The organism is Janthinobacterium sp. 344 (genome assembly GCF_900112025.1).
In the GTDB taxonomy this organism is placed as follows: Bacteria; Pseudomonadota; Gammaproteobacteria; order Burkholderiales; family Burkholderiaceae_D; genus Janthinobacterium.
In genome coordinates, this window is sequence record NZ_FOKL01000009.1 from 120,378 (window position 1) to 139,233 (window position 18,856).

Annotated in this window: 16 protein-coding genes; 13 read left to right on the plus strand and 3 right to left on the minus strand. The window is 63.5% G+C overall.

Annotated elements, in window-relative coordinates; all coding sequences use genetic code 11:
* Positions 1 to 5: 5 nt before the first annotated feature.
* Complete coding sequence (locus tag BM193_RS22240) at positions 6 to 1,646, plus strand: histidine kinase (RefSeq protein ID WP_175533388.1); 1,641 nt, start codon at positions 6 to 8, stop codon at positions 1,644 to 1,646.
* Complete coding sequence (locus tag BM193_RS22245) at positions 1,643 to 2,332, plus strand: LytR/AlgR family response regulator transcription factor (RefSeq protein WP_092800871.1); 690 nt, start codon at positions 1,643 to 1,645, stop codon at positions 2,330 to 2,332. The genes BM193_RS22240 and BM193_RS22245 overlap by 4 nt, the downstream gene beginning before the upstream one ends.
* 7 nt (positions 2,333 to 2,339) lie before the next feature.
* Here the strand turns inward: BM193_RS22245 and BM193_RS22250 are convergent, their stop codons facing one another.
* Positions 2,340 to 3,212: a M90 family metallopeptidase gene (locus tag BM193_RS22250; protein ID WP_092800868.1), complete on the minus strand. Its 873-nt coding sequence runs from the start codon at positions 3,210 to 3,212 to the stop codon at positions 2,340 to 2,342.
* 263 nt (positions 3,213 to 3,475) lie between these two features.
* The gene (locus BM193_RS22255) at positions 3,476 to 3,976 is read right to left on the minus strand and encodes a winged helix-turn-helix domain-containing protein (protein ID WP_226938940.1); all 501 of its coding nucleotides are present in this window, start codon (positions 3,974 to 3,976) and stop codon (positions 3,476 to 3,478) included.
* A 478-nt stretch (positions 3,977 to 4,454) separates the two neighbouring features.
* On the opposite strand from BM193_RS22255, the gene BM193_RS22260 reads away from it, so the two are divergent.
* From BM193_RS22260 to BM193_RS22310, 11 genes are all read left to right on the plus strand, one after another.
* Entirely contained in the window at positions 4,455 to 4,694 is a 240-nt protein-coding gene (locus BM193_RS22260) for a hypothetical protein (protein WP_092800862.1), read from the plus strand.
* 401 nt (positions 4,695 to 5,095) lie between these two features.
* Positions 5,096 to 6,097, plus strand: a complete 1,002-nt coding sequence (locus BM193_RS22265; RefSeq protein ID WP_092800859.1) for an ABC transporter substrate-binding protein — start codon at positions 5,096 to 5,098, stop codon at positions 6,095 to 6,097.
* Between the two features lie 15 nt (positions 6,098 to 6,112).
* On the plus strand, positions 6,113 to 6,934 hold the full coding sequence (locus tag BM193_RS22270) for an ABC transporter permease (RefSeq protein WP_092800856.1): 822 nt from the start codon (positions 6,113 to 6,115) through the stop codon (positions 6,932 to 6,934).
* Between the two features lie 11 nt (positions 6,935 to 6,945).
* Positions 6,946 to 7,737 (plus strand): ABC transporter ATP-binding protein, encoded by a 792-nt coding sequence (locus BM193_RS22275; RefSeq protein ID WP_092800853.1) that lies wholly within the window; start codon positions 6,946 to 6,948, stop codon positions 7,735 to 7,737.
* A gap of 122 nt (positions 7,738 to 7,859) precedes the next feature.
* Positions 7,860 to 9,728, plus strand: a complete 1,869-nt coding sequence (locus BM193_RS22280) for a sensor histidine kinase (RefSeq protein WP_092800850.1) — start codon at positions 7,860 to 7,862, stop codon at positions 9,726 to 9,728.
* Positions 9,729 to 9,747: 19 nt separating this feature from the next.
* Positions 9,748 to 11,094 (plus strand): sigma-54-dependent transcriptional regulator, encoded by a 1,347-nt coding sequence (locus tag BM193_RS22285; protein WP_092800847.1) that lies wholly within the window; start codon positions 9,748 to 9,750, stop codon positions 11,092 to 11,094.
* A gap of 105 nt (positions 11,095 to 11,199) precedes the next feature.
* Positions 11,200 to 11,529 (plus strand): hypothetical protein, encoded by a 330-nt coding sequence (locus BM193_RS22290; protein ID WP_139176281.1) that lies wholly within the window; start codon positions 11,200 to 11,202, stop codon positions 11,527 to 11,529.
* 78 nt (positions 11,530 to 11,607) lie between these two features.
* A complete protein-coding gene (locus tag BM193_RS22295; RefSeq protein ID WP_139176279.1) occupies positions 11,608 to 12,294 on the plus strand; it encodes a hypothetical protein in 687 nt (228 codons plus the stop codon).
* Between the two features lie 44 nt (positions 12,295 to 12,338).
* The gene (locus BM193_RS22300) at positions 12,339 to 12,587 is read left to right on the plus strand and encodes a hypothetical protein (RefSeq protein ID WP_070224926.1); all 249 of its coding nucleotides are present in this window, start codon (positions 12,339 to 12,341) and stop codon (positions 12,585 to 12,587) included.
* Positions 12,588 to 12,696: 109 nt separating this feature from the next.
* Positions 12,697 to 15,015, plus strand: coding sequence for a T6SS effector phospholipase Tle3 domain-containing protein (locus BM193_RS22305; protein WP_092800838.1), 2,319 nt, complete (start codon positions 12,697 to 12,699; stop codon positions 15,013 to 15,015).
* Positions 15,016 to 15,125: 110 nt separating this feature from the next.
* Positions 15,126 to 16,748, plus strand: a complete 1,623-nt coding sequence (locus tag BM193_RS22310; protein WP_175533389.1) for a type VI lipase adapter Tla3 domain-containing protein — start codon at positions 15,126 to 15,128, stop codon at positions 16,746 to 16,748.
* Here BM193_RS22310 and pbpC read toward each other — a convergent pair whose 3' ends face one another.
* A complete protein-coding gene (pbpC, locus tag BM193_RS22315; protein ID WP_092801176.1) occupies positions 16,749 to 18,845 on the minus strand; it encodes a penicillin-binding protein 1C in 2,097 nt (698 codons plus the stop codon).
* Positions 18,846 to 18,856: the final 11 nt, after the last annotated feature.

The window sequence follows — 18,856 nt, forward strand, 5'->3', positions numbered from 1 at the left end:
CCGCCATGCCCTCTTTCCTACGCTGCCTGCTGCTGTGTTGCCTGGCCCTGCCCTGCTTCGCCATGGGCACGCAACGCCTATCATTGGACGACGGCTGGCGCGCCTGCGGCGCGGCCACCGCGACACCCGGCGCCTCGCTGCACCAGCTGCTCCAGCCGGGTCAACTGCTGTGCCTGGAGCGCGAGCTGAGCCTGGCCGCCACGCCGCCGAGGCCGCAGGTGCTGGTACTGTCGGCACTGGCCGCCAGCGCGCTGTGGCTGGACGGGGTTTTGATCGGCAGCAATGGCCGGCCCGCGCGGCAGCCCGGCGAGGAGACAGCGGGCGACATCGATTTCGCCCTCCCCTTGGCATCGCAGCAGCTGACACCGGGCACGCACCAGCTGCGCCTGCTGCTATCGACGCAGCACGTGCCGGCGCGCCTGGCGTCACCGTTTCATGCGCTGTACCTGCTGGACCGGCAAGACTATCGCACGGCACTGGCCTGGCACCGGCTACCGCCGCTGTTGCTGGCCGGGGCACTGGGCGCCGCCGCCCTGCTCTTCCTGGCCTTGACGGGGCTGTACCAGCGGCAGCGGCACTGGGCCATCTTTGCGACGCTGTGTCTGGTAGCGGCACTGCTGCTGGTGGCGGAAACCTGGCGCAGCTTTGCCGGCTATGCCTATCCCCTGCACCTGCCGCGGCTGTATCTGGTCAGCGTCCTGACCTGGCTGTTTTCCACCTTGCTGCCCGTGTATTTTCATGCAGCCTACCGCCTGCCGCACCGGCCGCTGGCGGCCGCCGTGCTGTTCGCGCTCATCGCGCTGGCCGGGGCCCTGCCCGCGCATTTCGACAGCCGCTGCTGGTGGATGTTTTGCGCCGGGCTGGCGGCCAGCCTGGCGCTGAACCTGCTGGCCCTGCGACGCCGCCTGCCGGGAAGCCGCTCCGGCACCCTGATCGCGCTCGCCTCGTGCATCCTGTTCCTGCTGACCGGCAGCCAATTTGCCGAAGGCGGCTTCGCGCTCGTCGTCTGCTTCCTGCTGCCGCCCTTGTGCGCCCAATTGCTGGCGCAACTGCTGGGCGAGCGCAGCAAGGCGGCGCGCGCCCGGCAGCTGGAAAACCAGCTCTTGCGCAAAAGCATGCAACCGCATTTCCTGATGAACTCCCTGAGCCTGATCAGCGAACTCAATGCGCAGTCGCCGCAGGCGGCCGATGCGTTCATCGAGGCACTGGGTGCCGAGCTGCGCATGCTCAACGAGTACGCGCAACAAGCCAGCATCGCCCTGACGCAGGAACTGGCGCTGTGCCACAATTACCTGCGCATCATGAGCACGCGGCTACAGCAGCCCTGCCACCTGCAGCTCGATGGCGACGCGGCGGGCATCAGCGTGCCGCCCGCCATCCTGCTGACGGCACTGGAAAATGCGTTCAGCCACAACCGCTACCGGCATGGTGCCGTTTTTCTGCTGCAACTGGAAAAACGCGGCCAAACGCAGCGGCTCACCCTCTCGCTGCCATCGGGCGAGCTGCGCCAGCATGCGGGCAGCGGCGTGGGGGAACAGTACATTCGCAGCAGCCTGCATACCGTGTTTGGCGATAGCGCCCGCTATGACTGCGCGCCGCAGCAACAGGGCTGGCGCCTCACTTTCACCTTGCCTGTGACACCATGAAAATCTTGATACTGGAAGATGAACCGCTGATCGCGCAAGGCCTGGAGCGCGAGGTGCGCGCGCATTTCGGCGCGCACCTGACGGCGCTGGCCCTGCACGACACGGTGGAACAGGCGCTGGCCGCCGTGCGGCAGGATGGCTGCGACTTGCTGCTGCTGGACTTGCATCTGCACGGCGCCGACGGTTATGAATTGCTGCGCCTGGCCGGCAGCATCCCGTTCCAGACCATTATCGTCTCGGCCCACGCGGAACGCTCGATCACCGCCTTCGAGTTTGGCGTGCTCGACTTTGTCGCCAAGCCCTTCAGCCGCGAACGTCTGCACAAGGCCTTAGAGCGCTATGTCCGACAGCATACGCAGGCCGCCTCGCTGGCGGTGAAGAAGCGGGGCACGCTGGAATGGATCGCCGTGGCCGAGATCGACTACGTGCAGGCTGATGGCCACTACAGCAACATCGTCCTGCGCAGCGGCGAACAGTGCTTTCACGACTTGGCGATCGACAAGCTGATGCCCCTGCTGCCGCCGCACTTCCTGCGCGTGCACCGTTCCTACATCGTCAACAGCCTCGGTTTCAAGCGGTTGCAGATCGCGGCGGGTGGCAAATACGCGCTCGACACGCAGACCAGCACGGGCATTCCCGTTTCACGCAGCAGCTATCCGCAGTTGAAACAGCGCCTGCTGGGTTAATACAGCATTACCAGTGCGGCGCGTAGTTGGGAAACGGCGCAGCCATGTGTTCCGCTTCGGCCGGTGGCGCCATCCAGTCGCGCGGGTCGACCTTGTAATACTGCAGGAATTGCGCGTACAGCTCTTCGTGGTGCTCGGCCATCTGGTAGGGCTTTTCAAAGAAGGTTTCCGTTGCCACGGCAAAGAATTCGGCCGGGTTGGTGGCGCCGTAATGGTCCATCACGCTTTGCTGCTGATAGATGGCATCGTGGCGCAGGTTGTCGAAGTCGCGCGACAGCACCGTGGCCCAGCTGCGGTAGCTCGACACGTTCGGCAGGTACGGCGCGCCATTCGCGGCGCCCGATTCACTGTCGAGCTGATGCGCGAATTCGTGCAGCACCACGTTGTGGCCATCGGTCCAGTCCGCCGCGCCGCGCTGCACGTGGTCCCAGGCCAGCACCACGCGGCCATCGCCCCACGATTCGCCCAGCAAGCCATTCGCCGACGGCGTGACGACGCCGCCCGGCCCCACTTCATTGCGCCTGACAATGAATTCCGTGGGATACACGAGGATGGTATCGAGTTCCGGATACACCTGGGTCTGGCGATTGAGCAGCAGCAAACACGCCTGGCCGGCGATGGTGTAGCGCATCTCGTCCGTGATATCCAGGCCGCCGCAGCCGACGAATTTCTTTTGGTACAGGAACTGCACCACCAGCCGGCGCAACTGCTCCTGCAGCGGCGCCGGCATGCGCCGGTAGACGGGAATATTCTTTTCCAGCACGGCCAGCCCTTCCGGCGGCAGGGGTTTCGCCAGGGCACGCTTCAAGCGCCAGCGGGGGAACCACAGGGAAAAAACGATGGCGACTGTCACGAGGGCAATCCACAGCAGCGGATTCATGCGGCTACCCGTTTCAGGCAACGCAAAGGCGGAAAGACGAACGGGGCGGCGTAGGCAGACAAGGACAAGCTCCTTCAGGTGAACCCGCGCAGTGCGGGCGGCAGTCCAGCCCACATGGGGATGCTTGCAGTCTTTTCAATCCGCCAACGTCAAGCGCATGGCGCACCCACCGTGCAACGCCAAAAGCCGGGTCGCAACCCGGCTCTCAACATGCTTCCAATACGACCAACAACAAGCCTGACGCCTGCCAGGCGCGGTGCGTATTACTCCGCAGTTTTCTGCTGCGGCGCGCCGAACAGGGCGGCCACCAGCGGATCGCGCGTCACGGGACCGCGGTTGACGCGGATGGCGTAATGCGTGTCATCGGCCAGGATGTGGAAGTGGCGGCCGCTGCCTGCCATGCTTTGCTCGCGCAGGCCGGGACGGTCCTTGCGCGGTGGCGCGCCTTCGCGTTTCGGCTGGACGATGGCGGCCAGGAAGGCACGCACGCGCTCAGGATCGGGGGTCAGCTGGTACACTGCCTTGCCCAGGTAGGTGGCGGTGCCTTCGATGTAGCGGGCCAGTTCGATCACGCCCGCTTCGCGCAGGTCGCGGATGTATTTGCGGGCGCCCGATGGGGAAAACTTGAGGAACCAGGCGATTTCATCAGCCAGCATCTCGTGCAGCGACAGTTCGCCGATCAGCTTTTGCATGTTTTCGATACGGCGCAGGGTGGCGGACGTCGAACGCACGCGCTCGATCGGCGCCATGGAAATGGGATTCATGCGCTCCGGGGGAATCGGTGCTGCACGTTCGACCATTTGCGAGCCTTTTTCGGGGCTACGAAGTTCCTGGTGCGCTGCCTTTAATTCGCTCTTCACGTGAGACTGAGTCATTGCATGCATTTGAATACTCCTTTTTTAACGATTACCGGTAGCCCGGATTGTTAAATTCTTGGCAATTTTTATGCCAGAAAGCCACAAATCCTAGGCGTCTGACCAAAGAATGCCAGTGCCACCCCCTCCTGGTCTGTGCGTTAACGAACATTAGAAGCAAGAAAATGAAAAATATTTCCACGTGGAATTATTTTTCCCCGCCTTGCCGATTCCTCGTCGCCATTCGCCGCGCTAGGTGAAATAGCGAACAGAAGCGCGAGCGGCATTGCAATAAATTCAAGTCTCATGCGCGGTGTCCGTGCCTGCCACTGGCTCCCCGACACCGTCTGCCGTCCGCGTTGCAACCAACTCTTGCAAAGGAACCATCATGAAACTTGCCTATCTGCTGGCCGCCGCCACCCTGCTCACCCTGTCCGCCTGCAAAAAACCGGCCGAGGCGCCGCTGCCCGAAACGGCGCCCAACCCGAGCTCCGCGCCGCAAGTGATGCCGGCCCCCGTCACCCCGGCCACGCCGGAAGCGGGCCCAGGCAATACCACGCCACCGGCGCCGCTGACCGATCCCGCCACCGCGCCTGCGCTGCCGCCCGCCACGACGCCGGCAAAATAAGGCCGGTAGCGGCAAACCCTCAGGCGCCCGCGCGGCGCCGCCCTTACTCCACGGGGGAGTTACGCGTTGCCAGCCTGTTTGCAACGCGTTTTTTTACGATTGGAGTGGGCCAGCGCATTTAGGTTCACCCGGGCGCGTACCCACGGCGCCACGGCACGCCCCTCCCCCCCCTGCGGCGATGCGGCAAACCGCACGCGCTTTCCCGTCCGCGTGCGGAAAAGCGGAATTGCAAAATTTCCGCATCTCAATAGACTCAAATTAAACCTTTATAAACAATCACTTGCAATAACTGCCGAAATGCGCTCCACTGGCACGGAAGATGCTTTTATATTTTCATAACCGCCACAGAGCGGCAGCCTGACCGAATATAAAAACCATCTACCTTTTTTGGAGACAACAGCATGGCACGCACCTTCCGCATCACATCCTTCCTGAACACCAAAGCCCTGGCCGTCGCCGTGGCACTGGCCGCGCAATTCCCGCTGGCCGTCCACGCGGCCGACGTGGTCCGCCTGGGCAACCTGAAATTCGCCCACTACGGCGCCGTCGCCTACATGAAGGAAATCGCGCCGAAATATGATCTGAAGATCGAGGAACGCATCTTCGCCAAGGGCCTCGACATCGTCCCGGCCATGATCGCCGGCGAAGTCGACGTGTCGGCCAGCGCGCTGGAAGCGGCCATCACGGGCCGCGCCACCGGCTTGCCCGTCTACCTGGTAGGCGGCTTTGCCAAGGGCGGCGTGCAGATCGTCGGCCGTCCCGACCTGAACATCAAGGGCATCGCCGACCTGAAAGGCAAGAAAGTCGGCGTCACGCGCGGCGGCCCGCAGGAAATCCTGCTGTTTGCGGAACTGACCAAGGCCAAGCTGACCTGGTCCGACAAGCCGGGCAAGGACGTGCAGATCCTGTACATGGGCTACCCGGACCTGAACCAGGCGCTGCTGACCAAGGATATCGACGCCATGAGCCAGTCCGAGCCGTACTCCACGCAGGCGATCCACAAGAAATACGGTTCGGCCATCATCAAGCCGTATGACACGCCGCTGGGCGAGCCCGTGCGCGCCCTCGTCATGACGGAAAAGATGTACAAGGAAAAACCGGCCGTGGCGCAGCGCTTCATGGATTGCTTCGTCGCCGCCACGCGCGCCTTTTTGGCCGACCCGAAACTGGCGGAAAAATACGTGCGCGAATCGATGTTCAAGAACCAGATCACCTCCGAGGATTACCGCGACGCCATCGACAACGCCATCTTCACGGAAGACATCACCCAGAGCCACGTGCAGCTGACCACCGACTACATGGTGAAATTCGGCGTGGGCCGCATGGCCAAACCGCCTGCCGCCAAGGATTGGGTCAAGCTGGACCTGCTGGAAAAAGCCAAGAAGTCCTACGCTCCACGCTAATCTGAAAGTATCACGATGAATATGCAAACGATGAAACGCTTCGCGCACGGTGCCGCCGTGCCCGTTGCCGTGCTGTTGCTGTGGCAAGCCATGTCGACGTTTGGCTGGATCAATCCGCAGATCCTGCCCTCCCCCGTGGCCGTGCTGGTGAAATGGTATGAATACCTGATCCCGATGGAAGCGTACACGCCGGAAACCGGCAATTACCTGGTATGGATGCTCTCCGGCGAACTGCCGCATGACGCCTGGGCCAGCCTGTCGCGCGTGCTGGGCGGCTTCGCCATCGGCGCCGGCCTGGCCTTGCCGCTGGGCTTGCTGATGGGCACCAACAAGACCATCTATAAATTGTTCGATCCGCTGGTGCAGGTGCTGCGCCCGATTCCGCCGATCGCCTACATTCCGCTGGCGATCCTGTGGTTTGGCCTGGGCAACCCGCCCGCCTTCTTCCTGATCAGCATCGGTTCCTTCTTCCCCGTGCTGATGAATACCATCGCCGGCGTGCGCCAGGTCGACGGCATTTATATCCGCGCCGCGCGCAACCTGGGCGCCAGCCAGATGACCATGTTCCGCCGCGTCATCCTGCCGGCCGCCACGCCCTACATCCTGGCCGGCGCGCGCATCGGCATGGGCACGGCCTTCATCGTCGTGATCGTCGCCGAAATGATCGCCGTCAACAGCGGCCTGGGCTTCCGTATCCTCGAAGCGCGCGAGTATTTCTGGTCCGACAAGATTATCGCCGGCATGTTTACCATCGGCCTGTTCGGCCTGGCCATCGATATCGCCATGAATGCCCTGAATAATCATCTGCTGCAGTGGCACCGCGGCCTGGAACACTGAGAGGAACGGCCATGACCACCATTAGCATCAAAGCAGTCAACAAGATCTTCACCACGGGCGGCGCGGACGTCATCGCCCTGAAGGACATCAACCTGGAAATCGCCAGCGGCGAGTTCATCTGCCTGCTGGGACCGTCCGGTTGCGGCAAGTCGACCCTCTTGAACGCCATCGCCGGCTTCTCGCAGCCGACCTCGGGCCAGATCCTGGCCGGCGGCAAGCTGATCACCGAACCCGGTCCCGACCGCGGCATGGTGTTCCAGGAATACGCGCTGTTCCCGTGGATGACGATCGAAAGCAATATCGCCTTCGGCCTGGAAATCGCCGGCAAGACGCCGGCCGAGATCAAGGAACGGGTCGACATGCTGCTGAGCATGCTGGGCTTGACGGAATTCCGTGCCCGCTACCCGAAAGACTTGTCGGGCGGCATGCGCCAGCGCGTGGCGATCGCCCGCGTGCTGGCCCTCGATTCACCGATCATGCTGATGGACGAGCCATTCGGCGCGCTGGACGCCTTGACGCGGCGCAACCTGCAAGATGAGTTGCTGAAGATCTGGAAAGTCTTCGGCACCACCATCGTCTTCGTCACGCACTCGATCGAGGAATCGATCTACCTGGCCGACCGCACCATCGTCATGACCTACCGTCCCGGCACCATCAAGCGCGACGTGGCCATCGAGCTGCCGCGCCCGCGCGACCCGAGCGACCCGGAGTTCAACCGCCTGAAACGCATGCTGGGCGAGATGGTGATGGAGGAGCAGCAGCGTCATCACAACGCGGAAACGATGGCCAGCACGGCCGATTAATCGTCGTGCAAGCAAGCCCGAAAGCAAGTGCCGGGGTCGGACCTTAAGGTCCGACCCCAGTCTTCGACTTGCGGGTTTCAGCCTTACAATACCGTCGTAATTAACCCGACACACGGAGCACCATGGCACTCGGCAAAAGGCCCCTGAGACAGCTGCTTGCCCCCCTGCTGGCCGTGGGCTCGCTGGCCGCGCTGACGTGGGCGTCGTATGCCTGGGTGCAGCAGCGCCAGCTCGATGAGTTGCACCGCACGCTAGACTCGCGCGCGGAACTGTATGCGGCGTCCATCGGCGGCGCCCTCAACAAATACGAATTCCTGCCCCTGGCCGTGGCCCAGAGCGACGCCGTGGCGCAGTTGCTGGAACAGCCCACCGCCGACAAGGTCGCGCAGATCAACGCCTATCTGATCGACATCAACCAGCGCGCGGGCGCCTTTGCCGTCTACGTGCTCGACGACAAGGGCACGACCCTGGCATCGAGCAACTGGCAAGACCGCAGCTCCTACGTGGGCGTCAATTACGGCTTCCGGCCGTATTTCAAGAATGCCATCGCGGGCGGCATCGGGCGTTTCTACGGCATCGGCGCCTCCACGTTCGAGGCCGGCTATTTCATTTCGCAGCCCGTGCAGCGCGACGGGCGCATCATCGGCATCGTCGCCGCCAAGGTCAACCTGGACTGGATCGAGCAATCATGGCGCACGCCCGGCGCGGGCGAGCAGATCTGGGTCAAGGACGCGAATGGCGTCATCATCCTGGCCACCACGCAAGCCTTCAAGTTCAAGACGCTGGCACCCTTGTCGCCGGCCGCCAAGAAAGACATCAGCGAACAGCGCCAGTTCCTGCAAGAAAACCTGCCCATCCTGCCGCACAAGGTGCAGCGCCAGTTCGCCGACGGGGCCAGCGTGATGAGCCTGGCCCGTCCGCAGACGGGCGATACGCCTGAGTTGTCCGGCAGCGCCGACTACCTGGCCGTGCACCGGGCGCTGGGGCCGCTGCAATGGCAGATCACGGTGCTGGCCGAGCTCGACCAGGTGAACGCAGCGGCGCGCAATGCGGCCATCGCCGCCGCGCTGGGCTGGGCGCTGCTGCTGCTGGCCATGATGTACGCGCGCCAGCGCCGGCGCCGCATCGACGAGCGCCTGAACGCGCAGCAAACGCTGGCCCGCGCCTATGAACAGCTGGAAATCAAGGTCGAGCAGCGCACGGCCGACCTCGTGCACGCGAACGGCCGCCTGCAGGCGGAAGTGGCGGAGCGCGAACGGGCTGAGCAGACCCTGCGCTACGCCCAGGCGGAACTGGTGCAAAGCGGCAAGCTGGCGGCCATCGGCCAGATGGCGGCCGGCGTCACGCACGAGCTGAACCAGCCGCTGGCCGCCCTGCAGACGTTTTCCGACAATGCCAAGGTGTTTCTGGCGCGGGGACGCATCGACGATGCGCTGGACAACCTGTCGACCATTTCCGACCTCGTCAAGCGTCTCGGCTACGTGACGTCGCAGCTGAAAGGCTTTGCGCGGCGCAGCGACGATGCGCGCAAGCCCGTCAGCGTGCGCCAGGCGTTCGCGCAAACCATGCTGCAGATCCGCACGCGCAAGCATTCGCAGCGCCTGACCCTGCATGAAAGCTGGCTCGAGGAGGACATCATCGTGCTGTGCAATGCGATTGGCCTGGAGCAGGTATTCAGCAACCTGATCACCAACGCCATGGATGCCGTGCCGGAAGGCGAGCCTGTGCAGATCTGGTTCCAGGTGCGCCGCGAAGGCACGCTGGCCGTCATCCACATCACCGATAATGGTCCCGGCATCCCGCTCGCCTCGCTGGACAAGATCTTCGACCCCTTCTATACCACCAAGGAACACGGGCTGGGCTTGGGTTTGTCGATCAGCGCAGGCATACTGCGGGCGGCCGGCAGCGCGCTGGCCGTGCGCAACCGCAGCGCCGCGGAAGGGGGCGGCGCGCAATTTACCATCACCCTGAGCTGCGACTCGGGGGAATAGAACAGAGACAGAGGTCCCGATGCACGAGAATAATTTTGATGGCATGCAAGTGCTGCTGGTGGAAGACGACGCCGTCGTGCGCAAGGGCGCGCGGCAATCGCTGGAATTGGCGGGGCTGCAAGTGACGGCCGTGGCCACGGCCGAGGAAGCGCTGCCGTATCTGGTGCCCGCGTTTGCAGGCATTCTCTTGAGCGATATCAAGCTGCCCGGCATGGATGGCTTGAAACTGCTCGATATCGCCGTGGCGCAGGATGCCAGCCTGCCCGTCATCCTTGTCACGGGCCACGGCGATGTGTCGATGGCCGTGGGCGCCATGCGCCGTGGCGCCTACGATTTCATCGAAAAACCGTTTTCCGCCGACCTGCTGGTCGAGGTGTGCCGCCGCGCCCTGGATAAACGCCATCTGGTGCTGGAAAACATGAAGCTGCGGGCGCAGCTGGAAAACCGCGCCGGCATCGATGCCCGCATCGTCGGCCGCAGCGCGGCCATGGCCAAGGTGCGCCAGCTGGTGCTAAACCTGGCGCCGAAGTCGGCCGACATCATCATCCTCGGCGAAACGGGCACGGGCAAGGAACTGATCGCGCGCTGCCTGCACGACTTCAGCGAGCGGCGCGACCACCCGTTCGTGGCGATCAATTGCGGCGCGCTGCCCGAATCGATCTTCGAGTCGGAACTGTTCGGCCACGAGGAAGGCGCGTTTACGGGCGCGCAGCGCCAGCGCATCGGCAAGATCGAGTACGCCAACGGCGGCACCCTGTTCCTCGATGAAATCGAAAGCATGCCGCTGGCCCTGCAAGTGAAACTGCTGCGCGTGCTGCAGGAACGCCAGGTGGAACGCCTGGGGTCGAACAAACTCATTTCCGTGAATTTCCGCGTCATCGCCGCCGCCAAGGAAGACCTCAACGTGCTGGCGGAACAGGGGAAATTCCGGCCCGACCTGTATTACCGCCTGAACGTCGCCAGCCTCACGCTGCCCGCGCTGCGCAACCGGCGCGAGGATATCCCGCTGCTGTTCGAGTTCTTCGTGCTGCAGGCGGCCCTGCGCTACGGCCAGCCGGCGACCCTCGTCAGCGGCGAACTGCTGGCCTCGCTGATGGCGCAGCGCTGGGCCGGCAATGTGCGCGAGCTGCACAACGTGGCCGACCGCTTCGTGCTGGGCCTGCTCGACGACACGCTGAGCCCGGCAGGCTGCCGCGAAGCCTCGCTGGCCGAACAGGTCGACACTTTCGAGATTTCCATCATCGAGGACGCCCTGCGCCGCCACAACGGCAACGTCATCGATGCGGCCGCCGCGTTGAATATCCCGAAGAAGACCCTGTACGACAAGCTCAAGCGTTTCGATATCTCGACGGAACAATTCCGCTGATCTGGAGCACCTGGCCGACACGGCCATGAGGCGGCGTCCTACTCGCGCGGGCGGACAGCTGTGTGAGAATGCAAGCTCATACATATCTCTGCACAGGACACCGCCATGAAAACCGCCGCTCTCTTGCTGGCCGCCACCCTGATGACCGTCGGTGGCGCCTGGGTGCAAGCCCAGTCGACGACGAATGTCAACCAGACGGGCAACCACACCAACAATCCCAACGACCCGGGCCAGAAATCGGACCAGTCCGACAAGCTCGACAACAAGGGCCAGGTCATCCGCGACGGCAAAGCCGGCAAAACGCGCACGGACAAGCGCAGCCGCCGCGGCAAGCCGACGCCCGATTCCGCAAACAAGATGCACAATGGCCAGCCTAGCGCGCCACCGGCGACGATACCAGCCGTGCCCAGCATTCCCATCGCGCCCGTGAAATGATGCTGGCAGGCGCCTGCGCTGCGCCACATTTCTTGTAGGCAAGCTATCATCACGTCCTTTAAAAGAGCAAGGATGACGATGAAAGCAGCATGGCAAGCAATGGTGGCGGCGGGCGTTCTGGCGGCGGCAGGTGCACAGGCATCGCCCACGGTAGGCCAGTGCATGGAACTGACGACGGGTGTCAAGTTCAGCAAGAACAATGGCGACGCGCAAGTCAACGTCGAGGAACTGTTTGAAGGCAAGAAACTCAAGGGCACCCAGTTGATCCTCGACGGCGGCGTGCTGCTGGCCACTTCCTACCAGGACATCCGCGATGGCCAGGTCCACCTGACGGGCGTGATCCACTACAACGAAGACGGCAGCGTGCGCAGCAAGAACGTCTACACGCCGCAGTCCGCCATCCCCGCCAACATGCGCCCGGGCCAGGAAGTGCGCGTGCAATTCACGGACACGCGAACGGACGCGCACTACCCGCTGGCGGGCCTGTCCGACAAGATCACCACCTCCACGCGCACGGATCAACGCGATTTTTCCATCACCTTCCTGGGCTGGGAACGCCTGGAACTGGGCGGCCGCCGCTTCCCCGACGCCTGCAAATTCGAACTGCGCGACGTGGGCGGCAAGAGCAAGGGCAAGAGCGGCGAATACGTGTGGTATGCGCAGGGTTTCGGCGTGATCATGACGGACAAGCTGGACAAGGATGGCGACGTGCAGCCGGCCTACCGCATCGCATTGACGAAGATCCTCAGCGCGCCCTCACCTTGACAACATTGCGCTAGAATCGGTGACACACTTCTTACTAGGAAATCATGTCGCCGATCGAACGCAAATGGTGGTTCATGCTGCCCGTCATGACGGTCGCCGCCGTCGCCACCCTGTTTCTGCTCGACAGTGCCAACGTGCCAAACACGAACCTGTTCGCGCGCAGCCTGATTTTCGGCCTGTGCTTCGCATCGCTGCACCGCGGCCTGTCGTTCTGCATCTGGATGGGCCTGTTGTGGGGCGCGCCGGGGCTGGCGGACAGCAAGCTGACCGAGGGCAAGCCGGCCAGCCGCTAGCGCCTGCACCTACGGCATCGCTGCCTTCTTTCCCGCAAAGTTTGCGTAAGCGCAACTAATTCCCCATCGCCCGTCCTACACTGTCCTGTCTGGTCAGCAAGGAGCGGCGATGGCGTATCCGAAACTTCCCTATGTCAGCGGCAGCAACAGTGCCCTGCTGCATTGCGGCCGCAGCAGCGACGCCATCGTGCGCATCCGCCCCGAACTGCCCGGCAATGTGATCGTCATCCATGGCGTCAACGACGTGGGCACCAGTTTCGGCGCCGTGGAAAAAGGACTCTGCCAGGGACTCGACGCGCGCATGTATGGCGGCGGCCACGTGTTCACCCCCGCCGCCTACCGCATGCCGCAGGCATCCGACAAGAAGGAAGCCCTGGCCGATCCGGACGCCATCTTTTTCAAGCGCCGGCCTGACGATACGACGTACAGCCCCGTGATACCGTTCTACTGGGGCTTTCGCGAACAAGGCAACGCCAGCAAAATGGTCAATGGCCAGAACACGGACCGCTACGGCAACCGTCTGGACAAGGACATGTCGAAGAACGGCGGCCCGTTCGGCAACGCCACCAATACCCTGCCCGACATGTGGAACAAGGGGCTGTTCTCTCCGTACGACGTGGGCGGCGACCCCGTGCGGCCCCTGATGACGGCACCCGGGCGCATGTATATGGTGCTGGCCGCCAAGCGCCTGGCGGCCCTCATCGCCATGATCCGCGATTACGACAGCAACGACGTGGTCTCCATCGTCGCGCACAGCCAGGGCTGTTTGATCTCGCTGCTGGCGCAGGCCTTCCTGCTCGACGAGGGCAAGCGGCCCGCCGACACCTTGATCCTCACGCACCCACCCTACAGCCTGGTGGAAGACACGACCATGTTTTTCGGCGCGGCGGAATCGAGCCGCATCTTCGGCGGTGGCCAGGATGCGGTCATGCGCAAGCAGTACATGGCCATCAACGACCGCCAGACCTTCCATGCGCGCCTGCAAACGCTGGTGCAGATCGTGCAGGGCGTGGTGGCAAAAAAACACGCCACGCCCGCTTTTGCGCAGATCAAGGATCACGCCGTGTGTCACGGCATGGCCGGCGCGGCATGGCGCGCGGAAACGGATCGCGACAACCGGGGCAAGGTCTACCTGTACTTTTGTCCCGAAGACATGACGGTGGCGCTGGACAATATGCAGGGCGTCGGCTGGCAGGGCGTGCCCGATCATCAGAACGGCCATGGCCTGTCGACAAGCAAGGGCAAGAAGGAGGGAGGCATCTGGGGCGCCGGTCCCACTACTTGGGAAAAGGAGTATCAAATGCGCAAGCCGCTGGCGGAACTGGGGGCGGGATTTTACCAGCGGGTCTTTACCAACAAGAAACGCCCCGATGCGGCTGGCAAGAATAGCGGGCCGGTGCTGGTCGGCTTGCCGCCGCACGACTTCGCCCTGCGCCTGGAAGGCGAGGACGACCACGCCCACGTGGCCGGCGCCAACCGTGGCCATCGCGGCAACCACGACGAGGCGCAGTGGCCGCCCGTCAAGGCCAGCAAATGGAATGTCTTTTCCACGGAAGCGGGCCGACGCGAAGGCTTGCGCACGATCAATGGCGAAGCGCTGCGCGTGCCCAGGGCGGCCGTGCTCGACGGCGGCGAAGTCAAGCCGGCGCAATTCCCCAAGGATTCCGACCAGGCCAAGCTGCCGCGCGACCAGCAAGGACCGTGCGAAGAGGTCGATCCGATCGATGCGGCCATTGCCATTACCAGTAAAAAAGGCGTGCGAAAACTCCCGAGGGAAGTCGTCGACGATCCTCGCCCCCTGCACGACCGGAAATCGGAATACAACTATGGCCCCTTCAGTCCGTCCGCACTCAAACAGGTTGAGCAAGCTCTCAATCTGGGCAAAGAACCGGGAGACTGGCGCAAGCTGGAACGCGTGGCCCGCTACCCGCGCGGCGGTGACCTGCTATACATCGATCCGCTGGAAACCCCGAACCAGGCACGCAAGCGCTGGCAGAACGAGGTCAGCCCCAAATCCTTCCACGGCGCCATTATCGGCAACGCGGAAAACCACCGCAACGTGACGGCGTATGACGTGGCCATTGGCGGGGGCAAGGCGAGCAGCGATCCGAAGTTTTATCGGTATTTGTGTGCGGTGGCAGATTGGCGGCTGCAAAACGACAAAAAAAATCCTATAAGAAAATCCATCCTCAGATGGGAGGATTTCATGAAAAAATTTGAAATCTATTGGGCTGCAGAACCTCTACAACGCAAGCAAATCATTGAAGGTAATGCCCATTATTACAGTTCCGGAGAATTACCGGCCTTTGTGCCCGCATTGCAAGCAGGCCTGCCGTCTACCGTCGTTTGTGAAACAGTCAATGGCAGGCGTACCGAATCGGTCGTCACTCCTTTCGTACATAAAGCCAGCGATGACATTCCAAGATGAAAAATTTTTTCCCAAACTTGCTCTACCCCTTCAGCGTAGCCCTCGCATTGATGACTCTGTTATTGCTTGGGTCTGTATTAATCAGTCCTTCTTATTTACTGGAGTCCACGATGAGCAGCAAAATATGGCGCCACCTGCAATGGCTATTGCTGATCCCACCCATTGTAGCTGCCACATTGTTCGGTTCTCGCTGGCTGCATTCGTCCAGGCCTGTGGCCGTCGCAACGCCGCAAGTACAGCAGGCGGCGCCCACCGAGCAGGACAAGCGTGAATATGTGCTGGAAGTGATCGGTTTGGGCGTCACCCTGGACAAATACCGGCAGGGCAAACTGTGGGAAGCGTTGCAACAGGGTAATGCCTATGCCAGCATCCGTGAACAGGACAAGGAAAAATATACCTGGGATGCCATGCAGAGAGCTGGGATAGCAGGCGGCCGCGGCGGCGACACGCTGGAAAATGGGGCAAGGGACATTCCCATGTATTTTGGCGTCCCCGTGTTCAATGCCGAACCGCCGATCTTTAATTCGCACATGCTGGACAGCCCCGACTCGCCAGCCATAGGCCTGGCCGGTGGCGCCGCGTCATCCGGCCTGCACTGGCATCTGTTCGCCAGTGGTCCGCGCCGCCTCAGTGAACATCCGGACCGCATCCTGGAAGATGTGTTCGCCTTTTTTGACGCCAACCCTGACGTACCGTACATCGTGCTCAATTCCGAAGACAGCATGCCCACGCGCGACCTGTACAGCCCGGACAACTCGCCACCGCTCACAAGAGACGGCCGCTACATCCCCGAAATGCCCGACGCCTCCGCCCTGTTCGTGCTGGCCCGGCGCGAGCGCATCGATGCCGTACGGAAGTTTGCGTACGACGATGCGCCGCCCGAGGACAGCGTCGATGATTTGAATACCTACGGCGTGGCGCGGCGCTTGTATCTGGCCTACTATGATTTGATGGGTACAGTGCCGCAGGCACGCCTGGAAACTGATCCCACAGCCATCACCCGGCGCCAGCCCACCATCGCCGAATGGCTGCCCGTCGCCGCGCAATTCGCCCGGCGCGCCGATATCCGTGGCACGGGCACGTTCAGCATGCTCGACAGGCTCCAGCACAAGACCTATCACCCGCCGAAAGACTGGCAACCCACGCCATGGTTTCCCCTGCCGTTCAACAAGGAACAGCTGGCCCAGCTGGACCGCCTGCCGACCTTCGGCTTCATCCACCGGCCCACTTACGTCAAGATGACGGATGAGCAAGGCAAGCCGCTTACGCGGCGCGACCAGCGCGAACGCGCCTTGCAAACGGGATGGCGGCAAGCCTTGCTCAGCCTGCCGGAGGCCGAACGGCCCGCCGCGCCGGCACGCCTGGTCGCGGCCACAGGCGGCAGCCAGGCGCAACTGGTGGCGCTGCACAAGACCTTGCTCAAGCATGCGGAGGATGGCGGCACGGAGCTCGACAGCGGCAACACGGCGCAGTGGATCGATACGGACCGGCGCTTGGGCAACACGGGCGCGGCCACCCTGTTCGTGCAGATGGCCATCGGCGTGATGGGCAGCTACCGCGATGGCGGGATCAGCGCCGTGGTGAATTGGCGCAACCCTGACGAGGCGAGCATCGTGCTGGTCAGCCCGCCGTCCGAGGAAAAACGCCGCACGCAAAGACATCCGCATGGCGGCGACGTCTTGCGGCACTACGTCACGCCGGCCATCGACCCGGCAAATTACCCATCGAACTGATTATTTTCCCTGTGCGGCCAGCTGCGCCAAGGCATTCCCCCGCACCTGGAACCCCACCCGCGCCACCGTTTTTCCGGCGTCATCGACGAGGGCCAGCGCGTGCTTGCCCGGCACGGGGCGCCAGCTGATACTCTCCGCTGCGCCGCCCAGATCCTTGCCGTCGAGCACCCAGCGCAAATCACGGCTGCCTTGCGCCTGGAAGAACACGCGCTGCAAGGCGGGCGGAATGTCGGGGTCGATGGCGAGGATGCTGTCTTCGGCCGGGTAGACGATGGCCGGTGGCCGTACCGTGTCGCCCACCACGGCGATGACGGCGCTTTCCGTGCCAACGATAAACCATTCGCGGCGCGGCGCTTCCAGCGCAGGCTGGTACGCCACCATCTGCTGCAGCACGCCGGGCGGCGCCTTCGGCGCATGGCTGGGCACGTTCTTGTGCAGGTAATCCATGACGTCGCGCCACACGGGCGCGGCGCCCGTCACGCCCGACACGTCCCACATGGGCTTGCCATCGAAATTGCCCACCCACACGCCCACCGTGTAGCGTTCCGAGTAGCCCATGCACCAGTTGTCGCGCATGTCCTTGCTCGTGCCCGTCTTGACGGCGCTCCAGAAATTCGTCCCCAGTTCGTTGCGCAAGCCAAAGGTCATGCTGCGCGCGGCGCGGTCGGCCAGGATATCGCTGACGATGAAGGCGGCGCCCGGCTCCATGACCTTGCGCCTGTCCTTGCCCGCCTGGCCCGGCTGCAGGCTGGCCGTGCTGTACAGCCCGCCATTGGCCAGCGCGCGGTAGGCGTTGGCCAGTTCCAGCAGGGTTACTTCCGACGAGCCCAAGGCCAGCGAGGGGCCATAGTATTCGGCCGGCTCCGTCAGGCTCGACAGGCCGACGTCCTTGAGGCGATTGTAAAAACCGTCCTGCCCCGTCAGCAGCACCGTGCGCACGGCGGGAATGTTGAGGGAACTGGCCAGGCTGGTGCGGGCGCTGACATGGCCCTTGAAGTTGCGGTCGTAGTTTTGCGGCGCATACATGCCGGACGCCGTGGCGATGTCCAGCGGCGAGTCGTCCATGACGGAGGCGGCCGTCATCAGGCGCCGCTCGATGGCCAGTTCATACAGGAACGGTTTCAAGGTGGAACCGGCCTGGCGCAAGGCCGTCACGCCATCGACGTGGCTGCCGCCCGCATTGCCCACATAGGCGAGGATCTCGCCGCTGCGGTTATCCAAGACGACGATGGCGCCGTCGTTGACATTGCGCTCGCGCAAGGACGCCAGCTGCTGGCGCAGGTTGTCCTGCGCGAAACGCTGCAAGGGGCCGTCCAGGGTGCTGCGCACGGACAGCCCGGGCTGCTTGAGCAGTTGCTGCGCCACCTGCGGCGCGGGCGCCAGCTCCGGATACACACCGGTCTTCTGCAGGGCTGTCTGCACGCGCTGGCCGATCAGCTGGCAGCTGCTGTCCATGCGCCACTCCTTGGCCAGCGCGCAGGCGCGCCGCGTCACGGCGGCCGGTGGTGCATTCGGCGCGCGCACCAGGCTGGCCAGGATGATGGCGTCCGTCTGGTTCAGGCCGGACGGCGCCTTGCCGAACAGGCTGTAGGAGGCGGAGGCGATGCCCTGCAGTTCTCCCCGGAATGACACCAGGTTCAGATAGGCCTCGAAAATCTGCGCCTTGCTCCAGCTGTCCTCGATGGCTTGCGCGGCGCGCATCTGGTCCCATTTCTGGCGCAGGCTGCGCCCGCCCGCTTGCGCCTGCAAGTCCGCGTCCAGCTGGCCCGCCAGCTGCATGGTGATGGTGGAGGCGCCGCGCGGTTTCTTGGCAAACAGATTGTCCCAGGCGGCCGTGGCCAGCGCGGACACATCCACGCCGCCGTGCCGCATGAAACGCTGGTCTTCCGCCAGTAGCACGGCCTGCTGCACGGCGGGAGAGATGTCGGCCAGCGGCACCCACGGCAGCCGCCGCACCTTCATGTCCACGCGTAACGATTGCAGGGGCGCGCCGCCGCGGTCCAGCAATTGCGCTTCCGAACTGCGGTAGGCGGCCTGCACCTGGGCCGGCGTCAGCACGGCCTCGGCGAGGACGTGGCCAGCCAGCAGGCAGCCCATGGCAAAGATGA